Source organism: Nonomuraea candida, from assembly GCF_000725485.1.
GTDB lineage: Bacteria > Actinomycetota > Actinomycetes > Streptosporangiales > Streptosporangiaceae > Nonomuraea > Nonomuraea candida.
Genome location: NZ_JOAG01000019.1, coordinates 88661 through 114076, shown reverse-complemented (window position 1 = coordinate 114076; position 25416 = coordinate 88661). Strand labels below are relative to the sequence as shown.

24 protein-coding genes are annotated in these 25416 nt (G+C 72.9%); 13 read left to right on the top strand and 11 right to left on the bottom strand.

Going from position 1 to position 25416, the window contains the following annotated elements:
- Nucleotides 1–90: 90 nt before the first annotated feature.
- The 4 genes from IO39_RS19610 to IO39_RS19595 all read left to right on the top strand — a co-directional run bounded on the left by IO39_RS19610 (nucleotide 91) and on the right by IO39_RS19595 (nucleotide 6040).
- Nucleotides 91–2958, top strand: a complete 2868-nt coding sequence (locus tag IO39_RS19610) for an ATP-binding protein (RefSeq protein WP_245642066.1) — start codon at nucleotides 91–93, stop codon at nucleotides 2956–2958.
- A 157-nt stretch (nucleotides 2959–3115) separates the two neighbouring features.
- The gene (locus IO39_RS19605) at nucleotides 3116–4345 is read left to right on the top strand and encodes a Mur ligase family protein (RefSeq protein WP_043624954.1); all 1230 of its coding nucleotides are present in this window, start codon (nucleotides 3116–3118) and stop codon (nucleotides 4343–4345) included.
- Nucleotides 4335–5048 carry a type 1 glutamine amidotransferase gene (locus IO39_RS19600; RefSeq protein WP_043624951.1) on the top strand — a complete coding sequence of 238 codons (714 nt, stop codon included), beginning with the start codon at nucleotides 4335–4337 and terminating at the stop codon, nucleotides 5046–5048. Before IO39_RS19605 ends, IO39_RS19600 begins: the two co-directional genes overlap by 11 nt.
- A 191-nt stretch (nucleotides 5049–5239) precedes the next feature.
- Nucleotides 5240–6040: an ArsR/SmtB family transcription factor gene (locus IO39_RS19595; RefSeq protein ID WP_043624948.1), complete on the top strand. Its 801-nt coding sequence runs from the start codon at nucleotides 5240–5242 to the stop codon at nucleotides 6038–6040.
- Nucleotides 6041–6084: 44 nt separating this feature from the next.
- Here the strand turns inward: IO39_RS19595 and IO39_RS19590 are convergent, their stop codons facing one another.
- Complete coding sequence (locus IO39_RS19590) at nucleotides 6085–6447, bottom strand: DsrE family protein (protein ID WP_043624945.1); 363 nt, start codon at nucleotides 6445–6447, stop codon at nucleotides 6085–6087.
- Nucleotides 6448–6532: 85 nt separating this feature from the next.
- On the opposite strand from IO39_RS19590, the gene IO39_RS19585 reads away from it, so the two are divergent.
- The 4 genes from IO39_RS19585 (at nucleotide 6533) to ygfZ (ending at nucleotide 9242) form a co-directional block, all read left to right on the top strand.
- The gene (locus IO39_RS19585; RefSeq protein WP_043624942.1) at nucleotides 6533–7021 is read left to right on the top strand and encodes a heme-binding beta-barrel domain-containing protein; all 489 of its coding nucleotides are present in this window, start codon (nucleotides 6533–6535) and stop codon (nucleotides 7019–7021) included.
- Nucleotides 7021–7317: a DUF2470 domain-containing protein gene (locus tag IO39_RS19580; protein WP_043624939.1), complete on the top strand. Its 297-nt coding sequence runs from the start codon at nucleotides 7021–7023 to the stop codon at nucleotides 7315–7317. The genes IO39_RS19585 and IO39_RS19580 overlap by 1 nt, the downstream gene beginning before the upstream one ends.
- Nucleotides 7318–7801: 484 nt before the next feature.
- Nucleotides 7802–8215: a Fur family transcriptional regulator gene (locus IO39_RS19575; RefSeq protein ID WP_043624937.1), complete on the top strand. Its 414-nt coding sequence runs from the start codon at nucleotides 7802–7804 to the stop codon at nucleotides 8213–8215.
- Between the two features lie 88 nt (nucleotides 8216–8303).
- Nucleotides 8304–9242: a CAF17-like 4Fe-4S cluster assembly/insertion protein YgfZ gene (gene ygfZ, locus IO39_RS19570; protein WP_043624934.1), complete on the top strand. Its 939-nt coding sequence runs from the start codon at nucleotides 8304–8306 to the stop codon at nucleotides 9240–9242.
- A 69-nt stretch (nucleotides 9243–9311) separates the two neighbouring features.
- Here the strand turns inward: ygfZ and dtd are convergent, their stop codons facing one another.
- On the bottom strand, nucleotides 9312–9737 hold the full coding sequence (gene dtd / locus IO39_RS19565) for a D-aminoacyl-tRNA deacylase (protein WP_043624930.1): 426 nt from the start codon (nucleotides 9735–9737) through the stop codon (nucleotides 9312–9314).
- A 39-nt stretch (nucleotides 9738–9776) separates the two neighbouring features.
- Here dtd and IO39_RS19560 point away from each other — a divergent pair, with 39 nt between their 5' ends.
- Nucleotides 9777–10685, top strand: a complete 909-nt coding sequence (locus IO39_RS19560; protein WP_043624927.1) for an asparaginase — start codon at nucleotides 9777–9779, stop codon at nucleotides 10683–10685.
- Nucleotides 10686–10728: 43 nt separating this feature from the next.
- Here the strand turns inward: IO39_RS19560 and IO39_RS19555 are convergent, their stop codons facing one another.
- Nucleotides 10729–12345 carry a DUF2207 domain-containing protein gene (locus IO39_RS19555; RefSeq protein ID WP_245642064.1) on the bottom strand — a complete coding sequence of 539 codons (1617 nt, stop codon included), beginning with the start codon at nucleotides 12343–12345 and terminating at the stop codon, nucleotides 10729–10731.
- A gap of 28 nt (nucleotides 12346–12373) precedes the next feature.
- Entirely contained in the window at nucleotides 12374–13453 is a 1080-nt protein-coding gene (locus IO39_RS19550) for an FAD-dependent monooxygenase (RefSeq protein ID WP_043624924.1), read from the bottom strand.
- A 107-nt stretch (nucleotides 13454–13560) separates the two neighbouring features.
- Here IO39_RS19550 and IO39_RS19545 point away from each other — a divergent pair, with 107 nt between their 5' ends.
- A complete protein-coding gene (locus IO39_RS19545; RefSeq protein ID WP_043624923.1) occupies nucleotides 13561–14460 on the top strand; it encodes a TetR/AcrR family transcriptional regulator C-terminal domain-containing protein in 900 nt (299 codons plus the stop codon).
- On the opposite strand, the gene IO39_RS19540 is transcribed toward IO39_RS19545, so the two are convergent.
- A complete protein-coding gene (locus tag IO39_RS19540) occupies nucleotides 14457–15191 on the bottom strand; it encodes an alanyl-tRNA editing protein (protein ID WP_043624922.1) in 735 nt (244 codons plus the stop codon). The two genes, IO39_RS19545 and IO39_RS19540, sit on opposite strands and share 4 nt — an antisense overlap.
- Nucleotides 15192–15219: 28 nt before the next feature.
- On the opposite strand from IO39_RS19540, the gene IO39_RS19535 reads away from it, so the two are divergent.
- A complete protein-coding gene (locus IO39_RS19535) occupies nucleotides 15220–15894 on the top strand; it encodes an SGNH/GDSL hydrolase family protein (protein WP_157548615.1) in 675 nt (224 codons plus the stop codon).
- Nucleotides 15895–15901: 7 nt separating this feature from the next.
- Here IO39_RS19535 and IO39_RS19530 read toward each other — a convergent pair whose 3' ends face one another.
- The 5 genes from IO39_RS19530 to IO39_RS19510 form a co-directional block, all read right to left on the bottom strand.
- The gene (locus tag IO39_RS19530; RefSeq protein ID WP_043624921.1) at nucleotides 15902–16270 is read right to left on the bottom strand and encodes a DUF2516 family protein; all 369 of its coding nucleotides are present in this window, start codon (nucleotides 16268–16270) and stop codon (nucleotides 15902–15904) included.
- Between the two features lie 124 nt (nucleotides 16271–16394).
- Nucleotides 16395–16811, bottom strand: coding sequence for a hypothetical protein (locus tag IO39_RS19525; RefSeq protein WP_043624919.1), 417 nt, complete (start codon nucleotides 16809–16811; stop codon nucleotides 16395–16397).
- 3 nt (nucleotides 16812–16814) lie between these two features.
- The gene (locus IO39_RS19520; RefSeq protein ID WP_043624918.1) at nucleotides 16815–17306 is read right to left on the bottom strand and encodes a helix-turn-helix domain-containing protein; all 492 of its coding nucleotides are present in this window, start codon (nucleotides 17304–17306) and stop codon (nucleotides 16815–16817) included.
- Nucleotides 17307–17366: 60 nt separating this feature from the next.
- Nucleotides 17367–18272 carry a M56 family metallopeptidase gene (locus tag IO39_RS19515; protein ID WP_043624916.1) on the bottom strand — a complete coding sequence of 302 codons (906 nt, stop codon included), beginning with the start codon at nucleotides 18270–18272 and terminating at the stop codon, nucleotides 17367–17369.
- A complete protein-coding gene (locus tag IO39_RS19510; RefSeq protein ID WP_084773123.1) occupies nucleotides 18269–18625 on the bottom strand; it encodes a BlaI/MecI/CopY family transcriptional regulator in 357 nt (118 codons plus the stop codon). Before IO39_RS19510 ends, IO39_RS19515 begins: the two co-directional genes overlap by 4 nt.
- Before the next feature lie 3052 nt (nucleotides 18626–21677).
- Between IO39_RS19510 and IO39_RS57800 the strand changes: the two genes are divergently transcribed.
- Together IO39_RS57800 and IO39_RS19485 are read left to right on the top strand one after the other, a co-directional pair.
- A complete protein-coding gene (locus IO39_RS57800) occupies nucleotides 21678–21917 on the top strand; it encodes a hypothetical protein (RefSeq protein WP_245642085.1) in 240 nt (79 codons plus the stop codon).
- Between the two features lie 146 nt (nucleotides 21918–22063).
- Nucleotides 22064–22567: an O-acetyl-ADP-ribose deacetylase gene (locus tag IO39_RS19485; RefSeq protein ID WP_043624914.1), complete on the top strand. Its 504-nt coding sequence runs from the start codon at nucleotides 22064–22066 to the stop codon at nucleotides 22565–22567.
- Nucleotides 22568–22637: 70 nt separating this feature from the next.
- On the opposite strand, the gene IO39_RS19480 is transcribed toward IO39_RS19485, so the two are convergent.
- Nucleotides 22638–25382: a glycoside hydrolase family 2 gene (locus tag IO39_RS19480; protein ID WP_043624911.1), complete on the bottom strand. Its 2745-nt coding sequence runs from the start codon at nucleotides 25380–25382 to the stop codon at nucleotides 22638–22640.
- Between the last annotated feature and the right edge of the window lie 34 nt (nucleotides 25383–25416).

Sequence of the window (25416 nt, the reverse complement as noted above, 5' to 3'; positions counted from 1 at the left end):
CCGAGTGTGACGCTGAGCGGGCCCTGGTATCGAATTCAGTCGATCGCAGCACCCTCGCGAAGCTCGTCGGCCGAATGGGATTTCGTCACCGTGCTTCCCGCGGTGCTGTCGGCGGCGCAGCGCGATCGGCCGTTCGTCATCGGCTGGCTGTCGCGAGGCTCGGGGGCGCCCCTCGAGCTCATCACCAACGCGGGGCCGCTGTCGCCGCCGCGCCAGCCGCGCAGGGCGACCGACGCGCCCGACGACCCGAGCGGGCCGCAGCCGCTGCTGTTTCCCGGCGGGGCGCGCGGGACGCGGCTCGACGAGGGCTATCCGGCCGACCTGGCGGACCTGGTGTGGGCGCCGTGCCCCGGCCGGCAGGCGCCGCCGCTGGGCGGCAGGGGCCGCGAGTTCGACCCCGACGAGCTGAGACGGCCGACGCTGTTCGAGTCGACGCTGGTGACGCTGATGTCGCGGCCGTTCGCCTGGCTGGTGGTGGCCCAGCCGACCGACCTGCTCGACGCCGAGGTGGCGCACCTGCGCACCCAGCTCAACGTGCTGCGGCAGTACGGCGACTCCTCCGAGCGCTCCCGCTTCGACGCCGAACGGGCCGAGCGCCGCATGCAGGAGCTGGACGCCTTCCGCGAGGCGGGGCTCTGGAACGTCCGCGTGCTGGCCGGCGCGGGCACCGCCGACGAGCTGCGGCAGATCGCGCCCGTGCTCGTCGGGTCCGTGGAGATGAGCCACCACCCGTACCGGCTGCGCAGCTCGCACGGCGCCGCCTACCCCTTGTCGGAGGCCCTGGCCGTCACCATGCAGGACCCGGCCGACGGCGCCGCCGCCCCGTTCGCCGCCACCGCGGGGGCGCTGGCCGCGCTGGCCGGGCTGCCCCGGCGCGAGGTGCCCGGCCTGCGCGTGCTGGAGTCGGGCTTCTTCGACGTGACCTCCGAGTCCGGCGAGGGGGCCGACGGGGGCGAGCTGGAGCTGGGCGAGATCCTCGACGGGCAGGACCGGGGGGTCGGCTCGTTCCGGGTGCCGCTGACGACGCTCAACCGGCACGCGTTCGTCACCGGGGCGACCGGCTCGGGCAAGTCGCAGACCGTACGGCACCTGCTGGAGCAGCTCAGCAGGACCGGCATCCCGTGGCTGGCCATCGAGCCGGCCAAGTCGGAGTACGCCGCCATGGCCGGCCGCGTCGAGAACGACGTCACGGTGATCAACCCGTCGGCGCCCGACGGCGTGCCGTTCAGCGTCAACCCGCTCGAACCCGAGCCCGGCTACCCCGTCCAGGCGCACATCGACATGGTCAGGGCGCTGTTCATGGCCGCGTTCGACGCCGAGGAGCCGTTCCCGCAGATCATGTCGCTGGCCCTGCAGCGCGTCTACGAGGCCACCGGCTGGGACGTCGTCACCGGCGGCGCCGTGCCGGGTTCGAACGTCCCGCCCACCGTCCCCACCCTCGAACAGCTCCAGCAGCACGCCATGGACGTCATCAAGGAGATCGGCTACGGCCGCGAGGTCCAGGCCGACGTCGAGGGCTTCATCTCGCTGCGGCTGCGCTCGCTGCGCGTGGGCTCGGCCGGCCGCTTCTTCGAGGGCGGCCATCCCGCCGACATCGGCGGGCTGCTGGAACGCGACGTCGTGCTGGCCATCGAGGACGTGGCCAACGACGAGGACAAGGCGTTCCTCATGGGCACCCTGATCATCCGGATCGTCGAGCACCTGCGCATGCGCGCCAGGAAGGAGCGCTCGGCCGGGCTGCGGCACGTCATCGTGATCGAGGAGGCGCACCGGCTGCTGCGCGACCGCGGGCACGGCCGGGCCTCCACGCACGCCGTGGAGCTGCTGGCCGGGCTGCTCGCCGAGATCAGGGCGTACGGCGAGGGCATCGTGGTGGCCGAGCAGATCCCCACCAAGCTCGTCTCCGACGTGGTCAAGAACACCGCGCTGAAGGTCGTGCACCGCCTGCCGGCCGAGGACGACAGGAACCTCGTCGGCGCCGCCATGAACCTCAGCGACGAGCAGTCCCGCCACGTGGTCTCGCTCCAGCCGGGCTGCGCCGCCGTCTTCGCCGACGGGATGGACCGGCCGCTGCGGGTGCGCGTACCGCTGGGGGAGGCCAGGGAGAAGGCGCTGCCCGGCCCGCCGCCGCCCATCCGGGGCCGCAGGTCGGCGGCGTGCGGGGCGCAGTGCCGCACCGGGCAGGCGTGCACGCTCATGGAGCTGCGCGAGGCCGACGTGCTCGGCGGCGCGGCCGAGTGGGCGTGGCTGCGCATCTGGTGCGACACGGTCGTGCTGGCCTACGTCGGCAACCGGCCGCTGCCCGGCGTGCCGCGCGCCCTGTCGGCCGCCTGGGCGGAGCTGCCCGCGCGGCGCAGGGAGTGCCTGCTCGCCACGCTGATCGAGCGCTCGGTGCAGCGCCGCGCGTGGTCGCTGCGCACCTGGTTCGACCCGGCGCTGCTGACGGAGAAGGCCGCCGGCACCGCCGGCCGGCTGCTCGCCGGCACCGAGGGCGGCGGGGACCGGCCGGGGGCCTCCTGGGTCATCCCGCAGGTGCGCTGGCTGCACGAGGTGGACCGGCTCTTCCCGTACGGCCGGCCCGCCCCGGACCTGCGCAGCCCCGCCCCGCCCATGGAGTACGCCCTCTTCCGCCCCCAGAGCGGCGCCGACCCCGCCCAGACCGAGCTGCTCGGCCACCGGGCCAAGGCGCTGCGCCACCACCCGCTGTCGATGGAGGTGGACCACAACCGGGCGCTGGCCTGGCGGGTGATCCTCGGCGACGACGAGCACGAGGCCGTGCAGCGCGACATCATGACCGTCGCGATCGGCGTCGAGGCGGCGGCCAGGATCAGGCACGTGGGACAGACGATGGGGGCGGGCTGGCTGGAGAGCGTGTTGTCGTGGCCGCGCCGCTTCGTGCTGCCGTTCGAGAGCGGCGGCGCGCCGGAGATGGCCTTCGCCGAACCGCCGGGCTCCTGAGCCCGCCGAGGCTGAGCCGGAGCCCGGGCCGAGCCCGTCCGGGCCGAGCCCGCACAGGGCGTGGGACCCGTGGGACCGGTGGGCCGGGAGGCGGGAAGCGCCCCGTTTTCGCGTGCGTCACCAGACTATGGGCCAACGCCGACTAGGATCCATGCACATGACCCAGCTTCCTCTGCGGGCCCAGCTCGCCAGTGCCCTGGGCCGCAGCGCCGCCACGCTGTCCAGGATGACCGGGCGTGGTGACGGCTCGGTGATCGGCGGGCGGGTCGGCCTGCTCCTCGAGCCTGACCTCCTGCGCCAGCTGGCCCGGGACCGCAAGCTGGCCCTGGTGAGCGCGACCAACGGCAAGACCACCACGACGAGGCTGATCACCTCGGCGCTGCTGGAGCTCGGCGAGGTGGCCACCAACGCCTTCGGGGCCAACATGCCCGCCGGCCACGTCTCCGCGCTCTCCCAGCACAAGCGCGCCCCCTACGGCGTGCTGGAGGTGGACGAGAAATACCTGCCCGAGGTGCTCAACACCACCGGCGCGAGCGTCGTCTGCCTGATGAACCTCAGCCGCGACCAGATGGACCGCGCCGCCGAGATCTGGCTGCTGGCCCAGAAGTGGCGCAGGGCCCTGGAGGGCAAGCCCACCCACGTCATCGCCAACTGTGACGACCCGCTCGTCACCTGGGGCGCCTCCACGGCCGCCAAGGTGACCTGGGTGGCCGGCGGGCAGCGGTGGAAGGAAGACTCCTGGTGCTGCCCCGAGTGCGGCGGCCCGCTCGACCGCAAGGACGCCGACTGGGCGTGCCGCGAGTGCACGTTCCACCGGCCGGAGCCGCAGTGGGTGGTCGACGGCGACGCGGCGATCGACCCGCGCGGGCAGCGGTGGCTGCTCGACATCCAGCTCCCGGGCCAGGCCAACCGCTCCAACGCGGTGATGGCGCTGGCGGTCGCGAACGCGTTCGGGGTGCCGGTGGAGCGGGCGCTGCCCCGGCTGCGCGAGGTCACCTCGGTCGCGGGCCGCTACACCACCGTCGAGCGTGACGGCCGGTTCGCGCGGCTGCTGCTGTCGAAGAACCCGGCGGGCTGGCTGGAGGCGTTCGACGTGGCCGACCCGCAGCTCCCGATCATCCTGTCGGTCAACGCGCAGGGCCCCGACGGCCGCGACACCTCCTGGCTGTGGGACGTCGACTACCGCATCCTGCGCGGGCGTCCCGTCTTCGTCACCGGCGAGCGCCGCCTCGACCTGGCGCTCCGGCTCGACGTGGCCGACGTGCCGTTCACGCTGTGCGAGACGTTCGCCGAGGCGCTGGCCATGCAGCCACCGGGGCGGGTCGACGTGATCGCCAACTACACCGCCTTCCAGCAGATCCGATCGGAGTTCGGCCGTGCCGTCTGACAGTGCCCTTCGCATCGTCTGGATCTACCCCGACCTGCTGAGCACCTACGGCGACCAGGGCAACGTGCTGGTGCTGGAGCAGCGCGCGCAGCGGCGGGGGATCCTCACGGAGACGATCCACGTACGCTCGGCCGACCCGATCCCCGAGACCGGCGACATCTACCTGATCGGCGGCGGCGAGGACCGCCCGCAGATCCTGGCCGCCCAGCGCCTGCGCAGGGACGGCGGCCTGCACCGCGCCATCGCGCGCGGCGCGGCCATGCTCGCGGTGTGCGCCGGCTACCAGATCATGGGCAGCACGTTCGGCGGCGAGGAGGGGCAGCCGGTCGACGGCATCGGGCTGCTCGACATCTCCAGCTCGCGCGGGCCCGCGCGAGCGGTGGGCGAGCTGGTCGCCGAGGTGGACGCCGCGCTCAACCTGCCCGCGCTGACCGGCTTCGAGAACCACATGGGCGTCACCCACCTCGGCCCCGGCGTCCGGCCGCTGTCCAAGACGATCAAGGGCGTGGGCAACGGCGACGGCTTCGAGGGCTGCTACGCCGGCCACGTCGTGGGCACCTACCTGCACGGCCCCGCGCTGGCCCGCAACCCCGCGCTGGCGGACCTGCTGCTGTCGTGGCGGGTGGGGCAGCTCGCGCCGCTCGACGACTCCCGCTACGAGGCCCTGCGCAAGGAGCGCCTGGCGACGGTCCTCCAGGGCTGACGGCCTCCCAGCGCTGACGGTCCTCCAGGGCTGACGGCCTTCCAGGGCTGATCCCGCCTCATCCCGTACGGCCCCTCGCCCGGCAACCGGGTCCGGGGCCGTTCGTGTGCGTGCCGAAGTTTGACAGGCAGCCGGTGGGCTGCATATCTTGCAAAAGGCAGCCGGACGGCTGCATGTTGGGATGGCGACAGATGGACGAGGTGTTCAAGGCGCTGGCCGACCCCAGCCGCCGCAGGCTGCTCGACAGCCTCAACGCGCGCAACGGCCAGACCCTGCGCGAGCTGTGCGCCGGGCTCGACATGGCCAGGCAGTCGGTCAGCAAGCACCTGGCCGTGCTGGAGGCGGCCGGCCTGGTCACCACCGTGCGGCGCGGCAGGGAGAAGCTGCACTACCTCAACGCGGTGCCGATCAACGCCATCGCCGAGCGCTGGATCAACCGCTACGACCGCCATCGCGCCAACGCCCTGGCGGACCTCAAGACGGCATTGGAGAGCACGACCATGGAGCAGGACCCGGACTTCGTCTACACCACCTACATCCGCACCACGCCCGAGCGCCTCTGGCAGGCGCTCACCGACCCGGCCTGGACCAGGCGCTACTGGGGGGTCGAGCTCACCTCCGACTGGACCGAGGGCGCGCCGGTGACCTGGGAGTTCGGGGGCGTCACGATGAAGGACGCCGAGCAGGTCGTGCTCGCGAGCGAGCCGTACAGGCGGCTGGCCTACACCTGGCACACGTTCACGCCGGAGTTCGCGGAGCTCGTCGGCCTGGACGCCGCGGGGCTGGCCGAGATGAGCGCGGAGCCGAGATCCACGGTGAGCTTCGAGATCGAGCGGCTCGACCACTTGGTCAAGCTGACCGTCACGCACGGCGGCTTCGGGCCGGACAGCGCCGTGCGCAAGGGGATCAGCGGCGGCTGGCCGGAGATCCTGTCCAGCCTCAAGACGCTGCTGGAGACCGGCGCGCCCCTGGCCGAAGAGGGCGGTCAGTAGCCCGGGGCCCGCACGCCGCGATCGTCACCGAACCGGCCCGGCGGTCAGTAGACCAGGGCCTGGACGCCCTCCGCGGTCACCTCTTCGACGAACGACGGCGCGCCCGCGATGCGGACGCCCTCGATGAGGTCGTCCACGGTGATGTTCCTGCGGGCGGCGCACTGCGTGCAGAGCGTCACGCGCCCGGCGGCCAGCACGACGTCGAGCAGGTCGGCCAGCGGCGTGGCGTGCGGCAGGGTGAAGTCCTTGGCCCGGCCGGGCAGCGCGAACCACGAGGACTCGCCGGTCAGCCACAGGGAGACGGATACGCCGCTCGCGAGCGCGGCTGCCGCGACCGTGAACGCCTGGTTGCAGCGCTCGGGGGCGTCGGCCCCCGCGGTCACCTTGATCACCAGTGAACGTGCCATATCCGTCACCCTAGCCCGGTGCGGCCGGGATGGGGGCGCACCGGCGATGCCGTACGCTCGCGGCGCGCCACTACGCTTGGGGAGCATGGAAGAACCTGAGGTGCACCCCGACCTGGAGCCGATCGCGTTCCTGCTGGGGAGGTGGGAAGGCGCCGGCGTGGGCGGCTACCCCACGATCGAGAGCTTCAACTTCGGCCAGGAGATCGAGTTCGGGCACAACGGCAAGCCGTTCCTCACCTACGTGAGCCGCACATGGCTGCTCGACGACGCCGGCAACCGCGTCAAGCCGCTGGCGACCGAGTCGGGCTACTGGCGGACACAACCGGACCGGCAGATCGAGGTCCTGCTCTCCCACCCGACCGGGATCGTCGAGATCTACATCGGTGAGGTCGTCTTCCACAAGATCGAGCTGCGCACCGACGTGGTGGCACGCACCGCCTCGGCGAAGGAATACACCGCCGGCCACCGGCTCTACGGCCTGGTCAACGGCAACCTGATGTGGGCCTACGAGATGGCCGCGGTCGGCCACCCGCTCACGGACCACATGTCGGCAGAGCTGAAGAAGGTCGCCTGATGAGCAATCCGTTCACCGCCGACGCCATCGAGGCGATCAAGCGTCACATGAACGACGACCACGCCGAGGACGGGCTGATCATCGTGCGCGGCCTCGGCGGGCGGCCCGAGGCGCAGACCGCGCTGACGAGCGACGTCGACGCGGAGGCAATCACGTTCACCATCGACGGCGGGGAGCGGGTGCGCGTGCCGTGGGGAGAGACGCTGACCGAGCGGCCCCAGGTGCGCAAGGCCGTGGTGCGGCTCTACCGGGAGGCTTGCGAGAAGCTCGGCATCCCCGCCCGCGGCGAACACTGATCTCGCGGCGAGCGAACGGTGATCTCGGCGGGCGAACACTGACTCGCGGCGGTCACCGTGCTCGCGGGGAGCCGCTCTCGCGGGGAAATGAAGAAGGGCCCCGGGCAACACTCCGCCTGCCATGGTGCAGGCGGGCCGGATGGACCATGGTCGGGAGCCGTGTCCCGCCCTCCGGCTGCCAGGGGCCCCGGTGGTTGCCTCGTATTCGCTGTGCCGTCACGAGACAACAGTCCGCGAGGTCAGCGGACAACCACCTCGCTAGCCCGACTATGACTATCCATTATTCGGACCACCTCCTTTCCGCGTACCCAAGAAGCTATGCGCTTCTCCGCGAAAGGGGCAAGTGAATATCCTCACGCCCCTCACGAGGGGCTCTGAGCACCTCCCGCAGTGGTGCACCGCAGGCAGCGATTCTCAGCGCCTACGGTGGGCCGCGTTCAGCGGTGCACCGCAGGCAGCGATTCTCAGCGCCTAGACTCGGGGCATGACCGAGACGCAGTGGCATGAGGAACTTCGCGCGAAGGGCTACCGGGTCACCCCGCAGCGTCAGCTCGTACTCGAAGCGGTCAAGGAGCTGGAGCACGCCACCCCCGAGGAGATCTGCGTCAAGGTCCGTGAGACGGCCCGCGGCGTGAACATCTCGACCGTCTACCGCACGCTGGAACTGCTCGAAGAGCTCGGCCTGGTCACCCACACGCACCTCACCCACGGCGCGCCGACCTACCACCTGGCCAGCGAGGCCGACCACGTGCACCTGGTGTGCCGGGGCTGCGACGAGGTGTTCGAGGTGCGGCCGGAGCTGGCCGAGGGGCTGGTCAGGGGGCTGGACGAGGAGATGGGCTTCGTCGCGGACGTGCACCACCTGACCGTCTTCGGCCGCTGCCGCAACTGCCGCTGAGCCGCCACCGAACCACGGCCGAACCACCGCGCCACGCCGCCGCCGGGTCGGTGAAATGCGCGGCCGGGGCGGAGATAGCCTGGATGGCATGCGTAGCCCTCTGCTCGACCTCCCCGGCGCCGTCGCGGCGGACGCCCCGGACTCCGACGTAGCCGCGCACTACGGCGACCTGTTCGCCGAGCAGCGCGCGCTGTCCAAGGGAGAGGCGGTCGTCGACCGCAGCAACCGCGAGGTGGTCCGCATCGCGGGCGCGGACCGGCTGAAATGGCTCAACGACCTGACCTCGCAGAAGCTCGACACGCTGCGGCCGGGCGAGTGGACCCAGACGCTCGACCTCGACCTCCAGGGCCACGTCCTGCACCACCTCACGCTGGTCGACGACGGCGAGAGCATGCTGGCCCACGTCGAGCCGGGCACCGCGCAGAGCCTGGTCGACTACCTCGACCGCATGCGGTTCATGCTGCGCGTGGAGGTCTCGCGGGCCGACGACCTGGCCGTGCTGTCCACGGCCGATGAGGACTTCCTGGTGCCGCGGGCCGAGCTGGCCGACCACCTGGGCCGGCCGCTGGCGGGGTTGTGGGCGTACGAAGCGCTGCGGATCGAGGCGCACCGGCCGCGGCTGGGCTTCGAGACCGACCACAAGACGATCCCCCACGAGGTGGGCTGGATCGGCACGGCCGTGCACCTCAGCAAGGGCTGCTACCGGGGCCAGGAGACGGTGGCCCGGGTGCACAACCTGGGGCATCCGCCGCGCCGCCTGGTCTTCCTGCACCTCGACGGCAGCGTCGACACGCTGCCCCCGCACGGCGCGCCGGTGATCTTCGAGAGCCAGGAGGTCGGCGTGGTCGGCTCGGCCGCCCGGCACCACGAGCTGGGCCCGATCGCGCTGGCGGTGATCAAGCGTACGGTGCCGGTGGACGCGCCGCTGCTGGCCGGCGGGGTGGCCGCCGCCCAGGAGATCGTCGTGCCGCCGGACGCGGGCCGCAACGTCACCATCGACCCGTCGCTCCGCCGCCGCATCCGCTAGCCTCCACCGGCCCCGAGGAAGAGCCGCCCGGTCACTCGTCCGGGCGGCGCGCTCATCGGTCGGGGCGGGTCAGGTCTCCAGGACGAGGGTGATGGGGCCGTCGTTGACCAGCGACACCTTCATGTCGGCCCCGAAGACGCCCGTCTCGACGTGCGCGCCCAGCGCCCTCAGCTCGGCCACCACGGCCTCGACCAGCGGCTCTGCGACCGGGCCAGGGGCGGCGGCCTGCCAGGTGGGCCGGCGGCCCTTGCGCGCGTCGCCGTACAGGGTGAACTGGCTGATCACCAGCAGCGGCGCGGACACGTCGGAGCAGGACTTCTCGCCGTGCAGGATGCGCAGGCCCCACAGCTTCGCGGCGAGCTTGGCGGCCTCGGCGGCCGTGTCGGTGTGGGTGACGCCGACCAGGACGAGCAGGCCGGGCTCGCTGATCGCCCCGACCGTGCGCCCCTCGACCTCGACGGAGGCCGAACTGACTCTCTGTACGACTGCTCGCATGGGACCCCATTCTGGACCAGGAGAAAAGGAGGAAGTGAAATGTCGGTGATTGTGGAAGTCGTCCGGTCCGGGTTCGTGGAGTCCACGCATCACGCGCGCATGCTGACCGTGGACGCCGAAGGACGCCCGGTCGAGACCAGGGGCGCGGTGCACGTGCCGGCCTCGCCACGGTCGTCGATGAAGCCGCTGCAGGCCCTCGGCATGCTCCGCAGCGGCCTGCGGCTGGAGGGTGAGCTGCTCGCGCTGGCCTGCGCCTCGCACTCGGGCGAGCCCTTCCACGTGGACGGCGTCAGGAAGATCCTGGCGGGCGCGGGGCTGGAGGAGTCGGCGCTGCTGTGCCCGGAGGACTATCCGGCCGACCGGGCGGTGACGGAGCGCGGGCGGGTGTTCATGAACTGCTCGGGCAAGCACGCCGCGATGCTGGCCACCTGCGTGGCCAACGACTGGCCGCTGACGACGTACCTGGAGCCGGCGCACCCGCTCCAGCGGGCGATCCGCGAGACGGTGGAGGAGCTGACCGGGGAGCGGGTGGCGGCCTCGGGCGTGGACGGGTGTGGCGCGCCGCTGTTCTTCGTCTCGATGCTCGGGGTGACCAAGGCGTTCCGGGCGTTCCCGCTGTCGTCGGAGGACTCGTACGAACGCAAGATCTTCGACGCCATGCGCGCCCACCCCGAGTGGACGTCGGGCACCGACCGGCCCGAGGCCAAGCTCATGCGGGCGCTGCCGGGGCTGATGGTGAAGGCGGGGGCGGAGGCGTTCGACGCGTTCGTGTTCGAGGACGGGCGCGCCGGCACCGTCAAGATCGAGGACGGCTTCCAGCGCGCCCGCGTGCCCGTCACCGTCGCGGCGCTGCGCTCACTCGGCCTGGACGCGCCCGAGCTGGCCGAGCTGGGCGCCCCCGCGGTGCTGGGCGGCGGCCGGCCCGTCGGCGAGCTGCGGGTGCGCTGAGCCCTCCGGCGGGAGCCCCGGGCCCCACTGTGAAAGGGGCGCGTCAGAGGGAGCGGAACTGACGGGTGGCCGAGATGGCGCCCGAGGTCGTCGTGGTGAACGTGCGCATCGACCCGGCGAACTTGGACAGGTCCCACTCCGCCGGCCCGTGATACCAGTACAGGTTGTCGGCCTGGTGGCCGTTGCCCGTGACCGAGGCCACCACCCGCGACCAGTGCTCCACCCCGTCGAAGATCACCGCGTACGGCAGGTAGCGGGAGAACAGCTCCACCCGCTGCCGCTCGGGCACGTCGCCCAGCTCGCCCGAGAGCAGGTACTGCCGGAAGCCCATCGTGTGCGCCAGCGCCGCCGAGCCCCTGGCGGTCTTGGCCGGCATGTACTGCCCGCCGACGGCCAGCGCGCCGCCCGCGATGACGACGGCCAGGCCGAGCAGCCCGTACGTGGTGAACCAGGCCAGCGCCACCGTGGCCAGCAGCCCCACGCCGATGAGGACGACGCCGATCGTGGTCCACCGGGTGCGCTCGGTGTCGGGCCGGCGGGCGAACCAGCCCTGCCTGACCACGTCGGCGTAGAGCGCGTCGCGCACCTTGCCCAGGTGGGCGGCGAAGGAGCCGGACAGATGTGACAGCAGCACCGCGTCCCGCCCCTCGAAGATGGCGTCGTAGAGCGCCCGCTCGTACGGCAGCAGCGCCTCGACGGGCGCGGCCGGCAGCTTGACCAGCATCCAGTCGGGCGCGTCGTAGGTCTGGCGGGGCTGCTCGTCGATGCGCAGGTAGCCGCGGACCGCGAGGTCCACGATGGTGGCGGTCACGTCCACGACGTCGGCCTGCTCGTCCACGAGCGTGCCGATCTGGCCGGGCCGCACCCCGTCGGGCGGGGAGAAGTGACCGTTGCGCACCGCGTCGACCGGGCCGGACTCGTGGCCGGCGACCCGGGCGTCGCGGCCGCGCGTCCAGTAGAGCAGGGCCACGCCGCCGAGCATCAGCACCAGCAGGCCGGCCAGGGCGCCGCCGGTGACGGCGTCGAGGGTGAACGCGGCCGCCAGCGAGAAGCGCCGGTCCAGGATCGGCGTGCCGGCGCTCGAGCCCTTCGGGTATCCGACGACGACGGTGAGGGCCTGGCCGGGGGCGATGTTCTCCTGCTCGAAGCCGGCCTCGGTGGCGGCGTGGTCCATGGTGGCCGAGGTGCAGCCGATGGCGGAGGTGAGCTCGCCGGCGAAGCAGGACAGGTTCTGCACCTGGCCGGGGCCGGTCACCTTGACCGTGGCCTTGGCCACCTGCTGGTTCCAGCCGTTGACGGCGAACCAGCGCAGCTCCTCGACGCCGCCCGTGGACATGACCGCGCCCTGCACGTCGTACTCGACGGTCTGGCCGGTCACGGTGAGCACGTCACCGGAGAGGGTGCCGCCCTTGACGTTCGAGACGCGGTAGAGCCGGTCGTGGCCGTCGTCGTGCCGCGTCCGGGTGATGAAGGTGCGCTTGAGCTCTCCCGACGCGCCGCTGATCTTCTCGACCACGTGCAGCGTGCCGTCCTTGCCGAGGGTCATCGTCACCTCGTTCGTCGTCCCGGCCTCCGCCGCGAGGGCGGCGGGGGCGGCGGGGGCGGCGGTCAACGCCACAGCGGTGGCCCCCAGGGCGGCCATCGTGGATCTGATACCCATGGCGGAAAATCGTATCGGTTCGTCCCGGTCAGTCCAGTGTGATGGCGGTGGCCGCCCGCTGGACGCTCTCCGGCGAGGCGCCCTGTCCGGGGTTCTCGAAGGCGAGCGCCTGGTTGGCGGCGACGAAGGGGCGCATGCGCCGCTCGTACCGCTCGAAGGGGTCGTCGCCGCCCGCGCCGAGCTCCTCGGCCAGCACGTACGCCCCCACGATCGCCAGGCTCGTGCCCTGCCCGGACAGCGGCGACGCGCAGTAACCCGCGTCGCCCACGAGCGCCACCCGCCCCTTCGACCAGCGCTCCATCCTCACCTGCGCCATGGAGTCGAAGGAGAAGTCGTCGGCCTGCCACATCGCCTCCAGCAGCCTGGGCGCCTCCCAGACGCCGCCGCAACGCTCCTCGACGAGCCGCCGCTGCCGGCCGAGGTCGCGATGGTCGTAGTCGATCACCTCTGACCTGAAGCCGAGGTTGACCCGCATCACGCTGGTGTCGCGGTCGCTGAAGACCGCGCCGCCGGCCTCGCCCTCGTTGAACCAGGTCTGCCAGTGGTCCAGGCCGGCGAAGTTGGGGGCGGTGAAGATGGACACGTAGGTGCCGAGGTGGTGCAGGAACTGCCGCTCGGGCCCGAAGACCAGGCGGCGCACGTTGGAGTGCAGGCCGTCGGCGCCGATGACGTAGTCGTAGCGGCCGTGCCGGCCGCTCTCGAACGTCACCTCGCCGTCCGCGCCGATGGTCGCGATGGAGTCGTCGTAGACGTACTCGGCCTCGCTAGCCGCGATGAGCACGGCGTTGAGGTCGTCGCGCATGATCTCCACGTCCGGGCTGTCGAACCGGCCGCCGCTGAGCGTGGCCTCCTCGTCGCGCATCAGCTCGTTGCCGGCGCTGTCCACCATCGACATGCCGCGCATGGTCGTGCGCAGCTCCCTGATCCGGTCCAGCACGCCCATCCGGGCGGCCACGGTCAGCGCCGCGCCCCTGATGTCGATGGCCTGCCCGCCCTTGCGCGGCGCGGGCGCCCGCTCGACCACCGTGACCTCGAACCCGTGCCGCCGCAGCCAGTGGGCCAGGACCGGGCCGCCGACACTGGCGCCGGAGACGAGAACCTTCTTCATGACATGCTCCCTGTGTGTTGACGTCGTACGCATAACTGAATGTATGGCGTACATACAGCAGGTGGCAACGGTATAGTGGGAGGATCTGTACTAGTACAGGAGGTTTGATGACCGCCCCGCCGCACGCCCGCATCGCCGCCGACATCAAGCGGCGCATCGCCGAGGGCAGGCTCCGCCCGGGAGAGCGGGTGCCCTCCACCAGGCAACTGGCCAGAGACTGGAACGTCGCCCTGGCCACCGCCGCCAAGGCGCTGACGCTGCTGGCCCATGAGGGCGTCGTGGTCGCGGAGCCGCGCGTCGGCACCGTCGTGGCCCAGGGCCGCGCCGCGCGGCGGCCGGGGCCGGCCGGGCCGGGCCACGACCTGGCGCGCGAGCGCATCGTGCGGGCGGCCATCGAGATCGCCGACGCCGAAGGGCTGTCCGAGCTGACCATGCGCGCGGTCGCCGACCGGCTCGGCGTGGCCACCATGTCCCTCTACCGCCACGTGGAGAGCAAGGACAACCTGGTCATGCTCATGGTCGACGCCGCCATCGCCGAGTTCCCGCTGCCCGAGGAGGCGCCACCGGGCTGGCGGGCCAGGCTGGAGACCTCGGCGCGGCTGCAGTGGGCCGCCTACCGCGCCCACCCCTGGATGGCCGGCGTCACCCCGCTGACCCGGCCGCTGCCGTCGGCCGGGCTGCTCGCGCACACCGCGCTCGTCATGGAGGCGCTGCAGGAGACCGGCCTCGACGCCCCGACCAGGATGTACGTCCAGATCCTCGTCTACGCCTACGTGCAGGGCATCGCCGCCCACATCGAGCTGGAGCGGCGGGCCAGGGGCGCCACCGGGGTCACCGACGAGGAGTGGATGGGCCGGCAGGAGGAGCTCTTGCGCGCCGTCACGACCTCCACCCCCGCCCTCGCCGGGCACTTCGCGGAGCTGGGCGAGTTCGACCTGGACCTCGACCGGCTCTTCGAGTTCGGGCTCGGCCCGCTGCTCGACGGCCTGGCCAAGGTGATCGGCTAGTCGGAGATCTGGATGCGCAGGCGGCGGAAGCCGCGCCCCTTGCTCTCGATCTTGGCGACCCTGATGTGGCCGATCTGCTTGGTCGAGGCCACGTGGGTGCCGCCGTCGGCCTGCGTGTCCAGGCCCACGATGTCGACGATGCGCACGTCCTCGACGGTCTCGGGCACCAGGTTCGTGGCCGTGCGCACGATGTCGGGGATCGCGAACGCCTCCGCGCGCGGCAGCACCCGCACGTCGATGCGCCGGTCGGCGGCGATCTCGGCGTTGCACGCGTCTTCCACGGCCTCCTTGAAGCCGGGCGGCACCTCGGGCAGGTTGAAGTCCATGCGGGCGCTGAGCTCGTCCATGTTGCCGCCGGTCACCAGGCAGCCGTAGTCCCTGAACACCACCCCGCACAACACGTGCAGGCCCGAGTGGGTGCGCATGAGGGCCGAGCGCCGCGCGTCGGCCACCGCGCCCCTGACCACCGTGCCCACCGGCGGGATCGGGTCGCCCTCGGCCGGGATCAGGTAGAGGTCGTCACCCTTGCGCACCCCGGCGATGCGGGTCTCCACGCCCTGCCAGATAAGAACTCCGTGATCCGCCGGCTGGCCGCCTCCGCCCGGATAGAATGCCGACCTGCTCAGCACGATCCCCTCGGGGGTGGCGTCCAGGACGACCGCCTCGAAGTCGCGTAGCGTCTGGTCGGACAATTCCAGTCGTTGGGTGCGCCCGTGGAGATCCGTGCTCATATCGGCAGCCTAGTGCTCTGAGGTGGTCATGCGCGGCCTGACGCAGCTGATCGTGCCGGCCGTCGCGCTGCTGGCGCTGCCGGCCTGCGCGGCGCCGCAGAAGACGCCGGAGCAGGCGCCGCCCGCGCGGCCGGCGGCGCCGGTGATGATGTTCGTGGGCGACAGCTTCACGGTCGGGTCGGGGCCGGTGCCGCGCCGGCGGACCTACGCCGCGCAGGCCGCCCGGCTGCTCGGCCGGCAGCCGGTCATCGCCGGCGCGGGCGGCACCGGCTTCTGCAACGAGGGCCGCGCGGGCCGCACGTTCCGGCGCTCGTTCGAGAGGGAGCTGGCCTGGCGGCCGGCCCCCGAGCTGCTGGTCATCTCGGGCGGGCACAACGACCGGCGCTGGAGCGCGCCGCGCGTGCGCCGGGCCGCGGCGCGGCTGCTGGCGCAGGTGCGCGCGCACTGGCCGCGCACCCGGACCGTCATGGTCGGCCCCATCTGGCTGGGCGAGCCGCCCAGGAAGGCGTACGTCGTGCGCGACGCCCTCGCCGCGGCGGCCAGGGCGGGCGAGGTGGCGTTTCTGGACCCGCTACGCGAGAGGTGGCCGGCCGGGACGACCCTGCCCGACGGCGTGCACCCCACGCTCGCCGGGCACGAGAGCATCGCCGCCTGGCTGGCGGAAGAGCTGGATCGCCGCCTGGCCGGCGGAAGAGTCGCCTGAGCCGCGATCACCAGGGGCCGTAGGGGCCGCTGCTGCCCCGGCCGCCGCCCATGCCCTTCACCGCCGGCTTGACGTCGACGATGTAGATCGTGGCCGCGATGACCGCCGCGATCGAGAACAGCCCGAGCCCGATGCCGATGAAGCGGTCGCCGCCGAACACCATGAAAGCCTGGAAGTAGCTCAACGCGCCGGCGGCCGAGAAGAGCGTGGCCAGCCCGAGGATCAGCAGCCACAGGTTCTTCTTCAGCTTGCCCGCCGAGATGAACGCGTTGGGGTGCACCCGCAGCGCGTGCACGAACGCGTAGATCGACATGCCGAGGATGGCGACGGCGACCACCAGGAAGAGGAGGTTGAAAACCCCGTTGATCATGCTCATGTTGTCGTCTCCGCACGATGCCGCGATGCAAACGGCTTCAGCCTAATAGGCGCCCCCGACACGCGGGCACCCCGTGAAAGGGAAAAGGCCCGCCTCCCGCTGGGAGACGGGCCCCGGGTGAGGATCAGGCCTGGGCCTTGGCGGAGCGGGTCTTCTTGACCGGCTCCACGGGCTCGGCGACGGCCGGCTCGGCGGCCTCCGAGACCTCTTCGAGCTCCAGGGCGGCCGTGCCGCTGGCCTTGCTCACGACCTTGCGGCCACGGGTGGCGAAGTCCTCGTAGACCTCGGTGGCCTTGTGGGTGAGCTGGTCGGCGTACTCGCGAGCCTTGTCGGGGAACTCCCTGGCGATGCCCTCGGCCTTGTCGGCGTATTCGCGGGCCTTGGCGGGCAGGTCCTTGGCCAGCTCGTAGCGGCGCGACTGCAGCTTCTGCAGCTGCTCGGGCAGCTCGCGCAGCTTCTCGACGGCGAAGTCGCCGACGCCGGCGACGGCGTAGAACGGCTTGGACTCGGTGAGCTTCTTGACTTCGGTGGCGAGCGTCATGGGTTAACCTTCCTTGGTTTCCTGGGTGACGTTGCCGTTGCCGGAGGACGCCGCATAGGGCTCAAGAGCGGCGAGAAACTCCTCGGGCAGCGGCTCGTCGTCCGAACCGGAGTCATGCCGGGGGCGAGCATTCTGGGAGGTCTGCTCGTCTTCGGCGTGCTTCTCCTTGCGGAACGACTCATAAATGTCGATCAGAACCTGGCGTTGCCGTTCGCTGAGGGCGTCGTCGGCTCTGATCGCGGTGATCACATCGCTCGGCGGCTCGCGGTCCTCGATGAGGCCCGCCTGCACGTAAAGCGCCTGCGAGGAGATGCGCAGACCCTTGGCGATCTGGTTGAGAATCTCCGCGCTGGGCTTGCGCAACCCGCGCTCGATCTGGCTCAGGTAGGGGTTGGAGACCCCCGCCGCCGCGGCGAGCTGGCGCAGCGAGATCTTCGCCTGCTGCCGCTGCTCACGGATGTATTCACCGATCGAGCCGACCTTGGGTAGTGCCATACCCACAGTCTGCCGCGCGTTGCTTGCAATTGCAAACGCGACGGTTAACACCAGCAAGCGTTAGAGCTGGACAACCCACAGGATCGGGGCGCTGGTGAGCAAAGTCACAGAAAGCGCGACGAAGCCATAACGCACGGTGGCGGCCAGCTCGGGGGCCGGCTTGATCAGGCGATCGACCCTGGCCATGACGTTGTGGGCGCCCAGGCCCATCATGCCGTGCGGGGCCGGCATGGCCCCGGCCGTGCCGAACCGCAGCAGCGCCGTGGCCAGCCTGCGCGGCGAGCAGTAGCGGCGGGCCCGGTCGTCGGCGGCCATCTCGATCAGCAGCTCGACCTGCGCCTGCGCGTCGGCCACCACCTTGGACCAGGGCAGCGCCCTGCGCAGCGCGGCGAACGGCAGCAGCACCAGGTCGTGGCGCTCGCGTACGTGGGCGGCCTCGTGCGCCAGCACGGCGTCCAGCTCGCCCTCCGACAGCAGCTTGAGCGCGCCCTCGCTGACCACGACCTGCGAGCGCAGCCCCGGCACGCAGTAGGCGGCGGCGCTGGGATGGGCCAGCACCCGCACGCCCGGCACGCCGGGATCGTCGTGGGAGATCAGCGCCAGCAGCATGCGGTGCCTGCGGCGGGCCCGCAGCGCCTGCACGCCCGCGGTGAGCAGCACCGCGATCAGCACGGCCAGCGCGGTGAGTCCCGCGATCAGGGCCAGGACGTGCAGCGGGTCCCACGCCTGCGCGGGCGTCTCCCCGCGCGCGAACGCGATCAGCCCGTGCAGCACGCCGGAGCCGTAGGGCTGCACGGCGTAGGCGAGCATCGCGCCCGTGGTGGCCAGCCCCCAGGACACGCCGAGGGACTGCCAGAGAATGATGGCCAGCCGGGGGGCGCGTGAGGTCCAGCCGGCTCTAGTGAAACGCCAGGAGCCGACCGCGCACGCCGTGGCGAGCGTTGCCAGCGCCGCTGCCGTGATCACTCTTCCTCCAGCTCCGTAAGGGCTCTGCGCAGGATCTCCGCCTCGGTGCCCGACACGGCCTGGGCGAAACGGGTCAGGGCGGCCGAGCGGTCGCCCGTCAGATCCAAGGCTTCCAGCATAAGCTCCGCGATGTACGCGTCGCGGCTTTCCGCCGGTTCGTACCGCCAGGCGCGCCCGTCACGGGTGCGCTCCAGGAAGCCCTTGCGGGTGAGGCGGTCGAGAACGGTCATGACCGTGGTGGGGGCCAGGTCGCGGTCGGCTATCAACTTGCCGACCTCGCGGGCGGTCAGTGCGGTGTTCTCCGCCCAGAGGATGTCCATGATGCTGCGTTCAAGCTCGCCGAGACCCTTCACGTCCTTCAGGGTAGCTCTACAGAGCGTCGAGCTGGCAAACGGGTGGCGCCACTCCTGACCGTCGCCAGGCCGTCACGGTCCGATTTGTCGATTTCCATGGTTTCTGTGGGTGTTTGCCGGGGCGAGGTAAAGGGGCGATGCGCTCGGCCTTGGTTTAGTGCCGGATTTTCGAGTCTTTCTTGAGTACTTCTTGAAGATGTACGTGGATCTTGTGGGTTGTCCTGCTATTGACCGTTTGTGAACATGGCGGACGTGGAATTCAATGCGCTGACGCGCTTTCTTGTCCTTTCGGCAGGGCTTACGGGCTTTCATTCGACATTGGCGGTCATCACCCCAGAGGCGGCGGCGGCGAGAGCGTCGCGGGCGGCGTCGTTGGGGCGGATATCCGAGGTCTTCCTTGAGGCGTCCGCCGGACGGGTCGTACCGGCCGGGCAGGACGCCGTGGTGCGCCGCCGGCTCTACGACGATCGCCCGGCCTCGGCGAGCCTGGCCGGCTCGGCGGCGGTCGTCGCCGACCCCGCCCCGGCACAACCCGGCAGACCGGGGCCGCAGGGCCCACGGGGACCCGCCGGACCACCGGGGAAGACGGGCCCACGAGGTCCGGCGGGACCGCAGGGCCCGAGAGGCCCGCAAGGCGTACCCGGCCGCGACGGAGCCCAGGGCGAGAGGGGCCCGGCGGGTGCCAGGGGTCCGGCGGGCCCGCGAGGAGAACGGGGCCCCATCGGCCCACGAGGACAGACCGGTGCGACGGGCCCTCGGGGCGCGACCGGTCCCCGGGGCGCGACCGGCCCCAGAGGCGAACGGGGTCTCACCGGCCCCCAGGGCGTCACAGGCCCGCGCGGCGCGACCGGCCCTCGGGGCGCGGCGGGCCCCAGGGGTGAACGAGGCCCGGCGGGTCCCCAGGGAGCGGCGGGTCCGCGCGGTGCGACCGGCCCGCGAGGAGAAAGGGGCCTGACAGGTCCGCAGGGCGTCGCCGGTCCGAGGGGCGCGACGGGCGCCCGGGGAGCGACCGGTCCCCGGGGGGAACGGGGTCTGCCGGGTCCGCAGGGTGTCGCCGGCCCGGCGGGCGCCCGCGGTGCGACCGGTTCCCGGGGTGCGGTGGCGAGGCCGGTCCTGCCGGTCCACGTGGAGAGACCGGGCCGGCGGGTCCGCGTGGAGAGATCGGGCCGGCGGGGCCGCGCGGGGCGACGGGGCCGGCGGGGGCCGGGGGGGGCCCGGGGGGGGGGAAGGTCCCGGGGGAGAGCGGGGTCGGGGGGGCCCGGGTGGGGGGGCGGGTCCCGCCGGTCCGCGTGGAGAGATCGGGCCGGCGGGCCCCCGCGGGGACACCGGTCCCGCGGGTCCGCGCGGTGCGACGGGGCCGGCAGGTCCCGCGGGCCCCACCGGCCGGACCGGTCCCAGGGGAGAGCGTGGTGCGGCGGGTCCTCGTGGCGAGGGCGGCCCTGCCGGTCCGCCTGGAGAGGCCGGTCCTGCCGGTCCCCGTGGCGAGGTGGGGCCGGCTGGTCCCCGTGGCGAGACGGGTCCGGCGGGTGCCCGGGGGGCGACCGGTCCCAGGGGAGAGCGCGGTGCGGCGGGTCCGCGTGGCGAGGCCGGTCCTGCCGGTCCGCGTGGAGAGGCCGGTCCGGCGGGTCCTCGTGGCGAGACGGGCGCGGCGGGTCCCCGTGGCGAGGCGGGGCCCGCGGGCCCGGTGGGCGCCACCGGCCCGGCGGGTCCCCGTGGTGAAGCGGGTCCGGCGGGTCCCCGTGGTGAAGCGGGTCCGGCGGGACCGCGCGGTGAGGCGGGTTCCCGTGGTGAGGTCGGCCCGGCGGGTCCTCGTGGTGAGGCGGGTCCTGCGGGTCCGGTGGGCGCCACCGGTCCGGCGGGGCCGAGAGGCGAGCGGGGCGAGGCGGGGCAGCGTGGTGAGCCGGGTCCTGCGGGTCCGGTGGGCGCCACCGGTCCGGCGGGGTCCCGGGGTGAGAGGGGCGAGGCTGGTCCTCGTGGTGAGGCGGGTCCTGCGGGCCCGATCGGCGCCACCGGTCCGGCGGGGCCGAGAGGCGAGCGGGGCGAGGCGGGGCAGCGTGGTGAGCCGGGTCCTGCGGGCCCGATGGGCGCCACCGGCCCGGCGGGACCCCGTGGTGAGGCCGGCCCGGCGGGTGCCCCGGGTCCGGCGGGCCCGATCGGCGCCACCGGCCCGGCGGGGCCGAGAGGCGAGCGGGGCGAGGCGGGACAGCGTGGTGAGGTCGGCCCGGCGGGTCCGATGGGCGCCACCGGTCCGGCGGGACCCCGGGGTGAGGCCGGCCCCGCGGGCGCCCGGGGGCCGGCGGGTCCCAGGGGCGAGGCCGGCCCGGCGGGACCGATCGGCCCGGCCGGTCAACGGGGCGAGACCGGCCCTGTGGGCCCGCAGGGAGATCCCGGTGCCACGGGTCCGACGGGTGCCACAGGCCCGGCGGGTCCCCGGGGTGAGCGGGGGCCCGCGGGTGCCACCGGTCAACCGGGAGCGCGCGGAGAACGGGGTCCGGCGGGCGCGACCGGTCCGACCGGCCCCCGGGGTGAGACGGGCGCTGCCGGCCCGGCAGGCCCTCGCGGCGAGACCGGGCCGGCGGGCCCCCAAGGGGCAACCGGCCCTCGGGGAGAGCGAGGCCCCGCGGGAGCCACCGGTCCGGCAGGCCCCCGGGGCGACACCGGTCCCGCCGGCGCCACCGGTCCCGCCGGCCCTCGAGGAGAGCGAGGCGCCACAGGCCCCGCCGGACCCCGGGGCCAGACGGGCCGTGCCGGCGCCACCGGTCCGGCGGGCCCCCGAGGCGAGACAGGTCCTGAGGGTCCGGCCGGTCCTCCCGGTGAGACCGGTCCGGCGGGTGCCCGGGGAGCGACGGGTCCTCGGGGTGAGCGGGGTCCTGCGGGTCCTCCCGGCCCTCGGGGTGTCGCCGGGCCGGCCGGGGCTCGGGGTGCCACCGGTCCGAGAGGTGCCACCGGTCCGATGGGGCCCGCAGGGCCACAGGGCAGGCCGGGACCGCAGGGCGCCCAGGGCGATCGGGGGCCGGCAGGCCCGCCGGGACCCGCGGCGACACTGCGGCTCATGCAGATGCGGGGAGCCGCGACGCTGGTTCCCGCCAACGCCTCCGTGCGGGTGACCGGTGGAGCCTGCCCGGCGGGCAGCGTCCCGACCAGCGGCGGTCACGACTGGGTGGGGACGTACGTCAACGCCTCCGTCGTCGAGAGCCAGGCCGTCGGAAGATCCTGGCAGATGGTGTTCCGCAACAACAGCGGCAGGAGCGACAGGGTCAGCGTCATCACCCATTGCGTGACCGGCGGATGATCCTGATGGGCGGTCCCGGCACTTGCGGGGACCGCCCATCGCCGATACTCCAGCTCATCGCCGGCACTCCGGTTCGTCGCTGTCCCCCCGCGCGTCGATCCCCGCGCGTCGCTGAAAGTCCGGCGCGACGCTGACAATCTGGGGGGATGAAGCTCACCCTGGTCCGAGGCGACATCACCGGGCAGCACGCGGACGCCATCGTGAACGCCGCCAACTCCTCCCTGATGGGCGGCGGTGGCGTCGACGGCGCGATCCACCGCAGGGGCGGCCCCGAGATCCTGGAGGAGTGCAGGAAGCTGCGCGCCGGCCACTACGGCAAGGGGTTGCCGACCGGCCAGGCGGTGGCCACCACGGCGGGGCGGCTGCCCGCCAAGTGGGTCATCCACACGGTCGGCCCCGTCTACTCCGCCTCCGAGGACCGCTCGGAGCTGCTGGCCTCCTGCTACCGGGAGTCGTTGCGGGTGGCCGACTCGCTGGGCGCCGCCTCGGTGGCCTTCCCCGCCATCTCGACCGGCATCTACGGCTGGCCGATGGACGACGCCGCCGGCATCGCCCTGGAGACGGTCCGGCAGGCGGACACCGCCGTGGAGGAGGTGCGGTTCGTGCTGTTCGACGCGGCCGCGTACGCCGTCTTCGAGGCCCGGCTCTGACCTGCGTGAGCGCGCACGAGGCGCGCCGTCACAAGCCTCGGGAGCCTGTGAGGCGCGCCTCCGGGTCAGGTCAGGGCGCCCACGGTGGCCCGACCGCCCAGGTGACGTCCTGGTCGTAGCTCACCGGCGAGTCGAAGGCGTGCGACCCGCCCGGCACCGCGATGTGCACCTCCTCGGCGTAGTGCCTGACGGCGTGCCCGGCGATGTTGTACGAGGCCAGCGTCACCCCCGTCCCCCCGGCCCGCGCCGGCTGGGCGCAGAACGTGGCGTCCCGGTCGAACAGGGCGGACCCGTCGCGCGCGTCCTTGCGCACCCGGAAGTCCGCGTGCCGCAGGTAGTGCCCGGGGAAGTTGCGCGACTCGAAGGAGTAACAGCTCCCCTCGGCCAGCCCCCGCCGCACGTAGAACGTGGCGTCCTGCTTGAGCGGCGCCGAGCCGGCGGCGGTGACCACGTCGGTGCGGGCCAGCCCGTCCTGGTGGCGCAGGTACCGGTCGGTGAACCCCGGCGTGGTGACGCGCAGCGACTGGGCCGCTCCCACGGTCAGGTCGGCGCCGCTGCGCCACCACGGCGTGTCCGGCAGCCAGGTGACGTCGGCGGCGAACGACGCGGCGGTGTCCCAGGCGTTGGGGCCGCCGCTGCGGGCGACGTAGACGGCCTCGGCGAAGTGGCGCAGGTAGTGGCCGGGCAGGTTCAGCGACTCCAGCGACACGCCGGTGCCCGCCTGCGGCGGCCGGGCGCAGAAGGTCGCGTCCCGGTCGAATGGGGCCGAGCCGTCGCGGGCGTCGTGGCGTACGCGGAAGCCGGAGTGCCGCAGGTAGTGGCCGGGGAAGTTGCGCGACTCGAAGGAGAAGCAGGCGGGGTCGGCCAGGCCGGGCCGCGCCCGGAAGGTGGCGTCCAGCTTGAGGCCGTCGGCTGCGCCGGCGGTGACCACGTCGGTGCGGGCCGGCCCGTCCCGGTGGCGCAGGAAGCGGTCGGTGAACCCCGGCGTGGTGACGCGCAGCGAGACGAGGCCGTCCGCCGTCAGGCCGGTGGCGGACTGGATCACCGAGCGGTTGACGGCCCGCACCCGCGCGGCGTCCACCTTGAGCACCCGCCGGTCGTACGTCCACAGGCCGTTGACCTCGTTCTCGACGTCGGTGGGCTGGGTGTAGATGGAGGCGGACAGGCCGTTGTCCACGATGAGCGGCTTGAGCTGCTCGTTGACCGAGACGTAGCGGCCGGTCAGCGCCGCCGCGCTCGCGGTCATCTCGTACGCGAAGCCGGTGCCCGGCCACTGGTGACCGGGGCTGAACAGGCCGAGCCCGCCGAACTCGCCCAGCACGGCCACCCTGCTCGCGCTGGGCCGCTGCGGCGTGCCGGGGCCGACATAGATGTGGTCGTCGATGACGTCGCCGTTGCCGCCGTCGAAGCCGCAGCAGTTGGAGCCGGAGTTGTTGTTCACCAGGCGGCTGGGGTCCCAGCTCTTGACCAGGTCGGCGATGCGGGCCGGGTCGTACTCGCCCCAGCCCTCGTTGAACGGCACCCACTGCACGATCGAGGTGATCCCGCGCAGGTGGTCGACCATGCGGCGCAGCTCGCTCTCGAAGTTGGCCCGGTCGGCGGCCGACGGGCTGACGCCGGTGCGCATCGACGGCATGTCCTGCCAGACCATCAGGCCGAGCCGGTCGGCCCAGTAGTACCAGCGGGCGGGCTCGACCTTGACGTGCTTGCGCACGGTGTTGAAGCCGAGCGCCTTCTGCTGCTCCAGGTCGAAGCGGAGGGCGGCGTCGGTGGGGGCGGTGGAGATGCCGTCGGGCCAGTAGCCCTGGTCGAGGGTGCCGAGCTGGTAGACGAACCGGCCGTTCAGCGTCGGGCGGAGCACGCCGCCGACCATGGCCTTGCCCACCGACCTCATCCCGAAGTATCCGGTCACGACGTCGCCCCCGCCGGCGCCGGTGAGCGTGACCCTGAGGTCGTACAGGAAGGGGTCGTCCGGCGTCCACAGCCGGGCGTTCGGCACCGGGACGCGCAGGTGCGCGCCGATCGCGCCGGTCGCGGTGCCGACCACGGTCCCGCCGGTCATGACCTCGGCCCTCACCTGCTGTCCCGAGGCCCCGGCCGCGTGCACGACCAGGTCGAGCTGCCCGGCGGCGACGTCCGGCACGGTGTCCAGGCGGGTGACGCTCGCCGCGTTGACCGGCTCCATCCACACGGTCTGCCAGATGCCGGAGTGCGCGGTGTAGAAGATGCCGCCGGGCGAGCGGCGCTGCTTGCCGATGGGCGCTCCGGTGGCGTCGACCGGGGCGTACACGCCGACGATCAGCTCGTTCTGGCCGGCGCGCAGCGCGCCGGTGACGTCGAAGGAGAAGGGGTCGTAGGCGCCGGTGTGGGCGCCGACCAGGACGCCGTTCACCCAGACGCGGGCCTCCCAGCTCACCGCGCCGAAGTTGAGCCGCACGCGCCGCCCCGACCAGGCGTCCGGGACGGTGAAGGTCCTGCGGTACCACATGCGGTCCTCGTGCCGCTGGACGCGCGACAGTCCCGACTCGATCGGGTACGGCACGAGCACCTGCCCGGCCAGGTCCTGCCCGGTGGGCGGCGTGGTGATGGAGCCGGTCGCGGCGAACTGCCACAGGCCGTTGAGGTTCTGCCACTCGGGACGTACGAGCTGGGGCCGCGGATACTCCGGCAACGCGTTGCCCGGGGTCACCTCGGCGGTCCATGGGGTGGTGAGCGGGGGCGCGGCGAGCGCCTCCTGCACGGGTAAGGCGACGACGGCTCCTGAGAGGACCGCCACCGCGACGAGGCGGCGGGCCCAGCCTGAGAATCTCTTCATCCCGGCTCTCCTTGACGAGGATCGTGCCTGACTT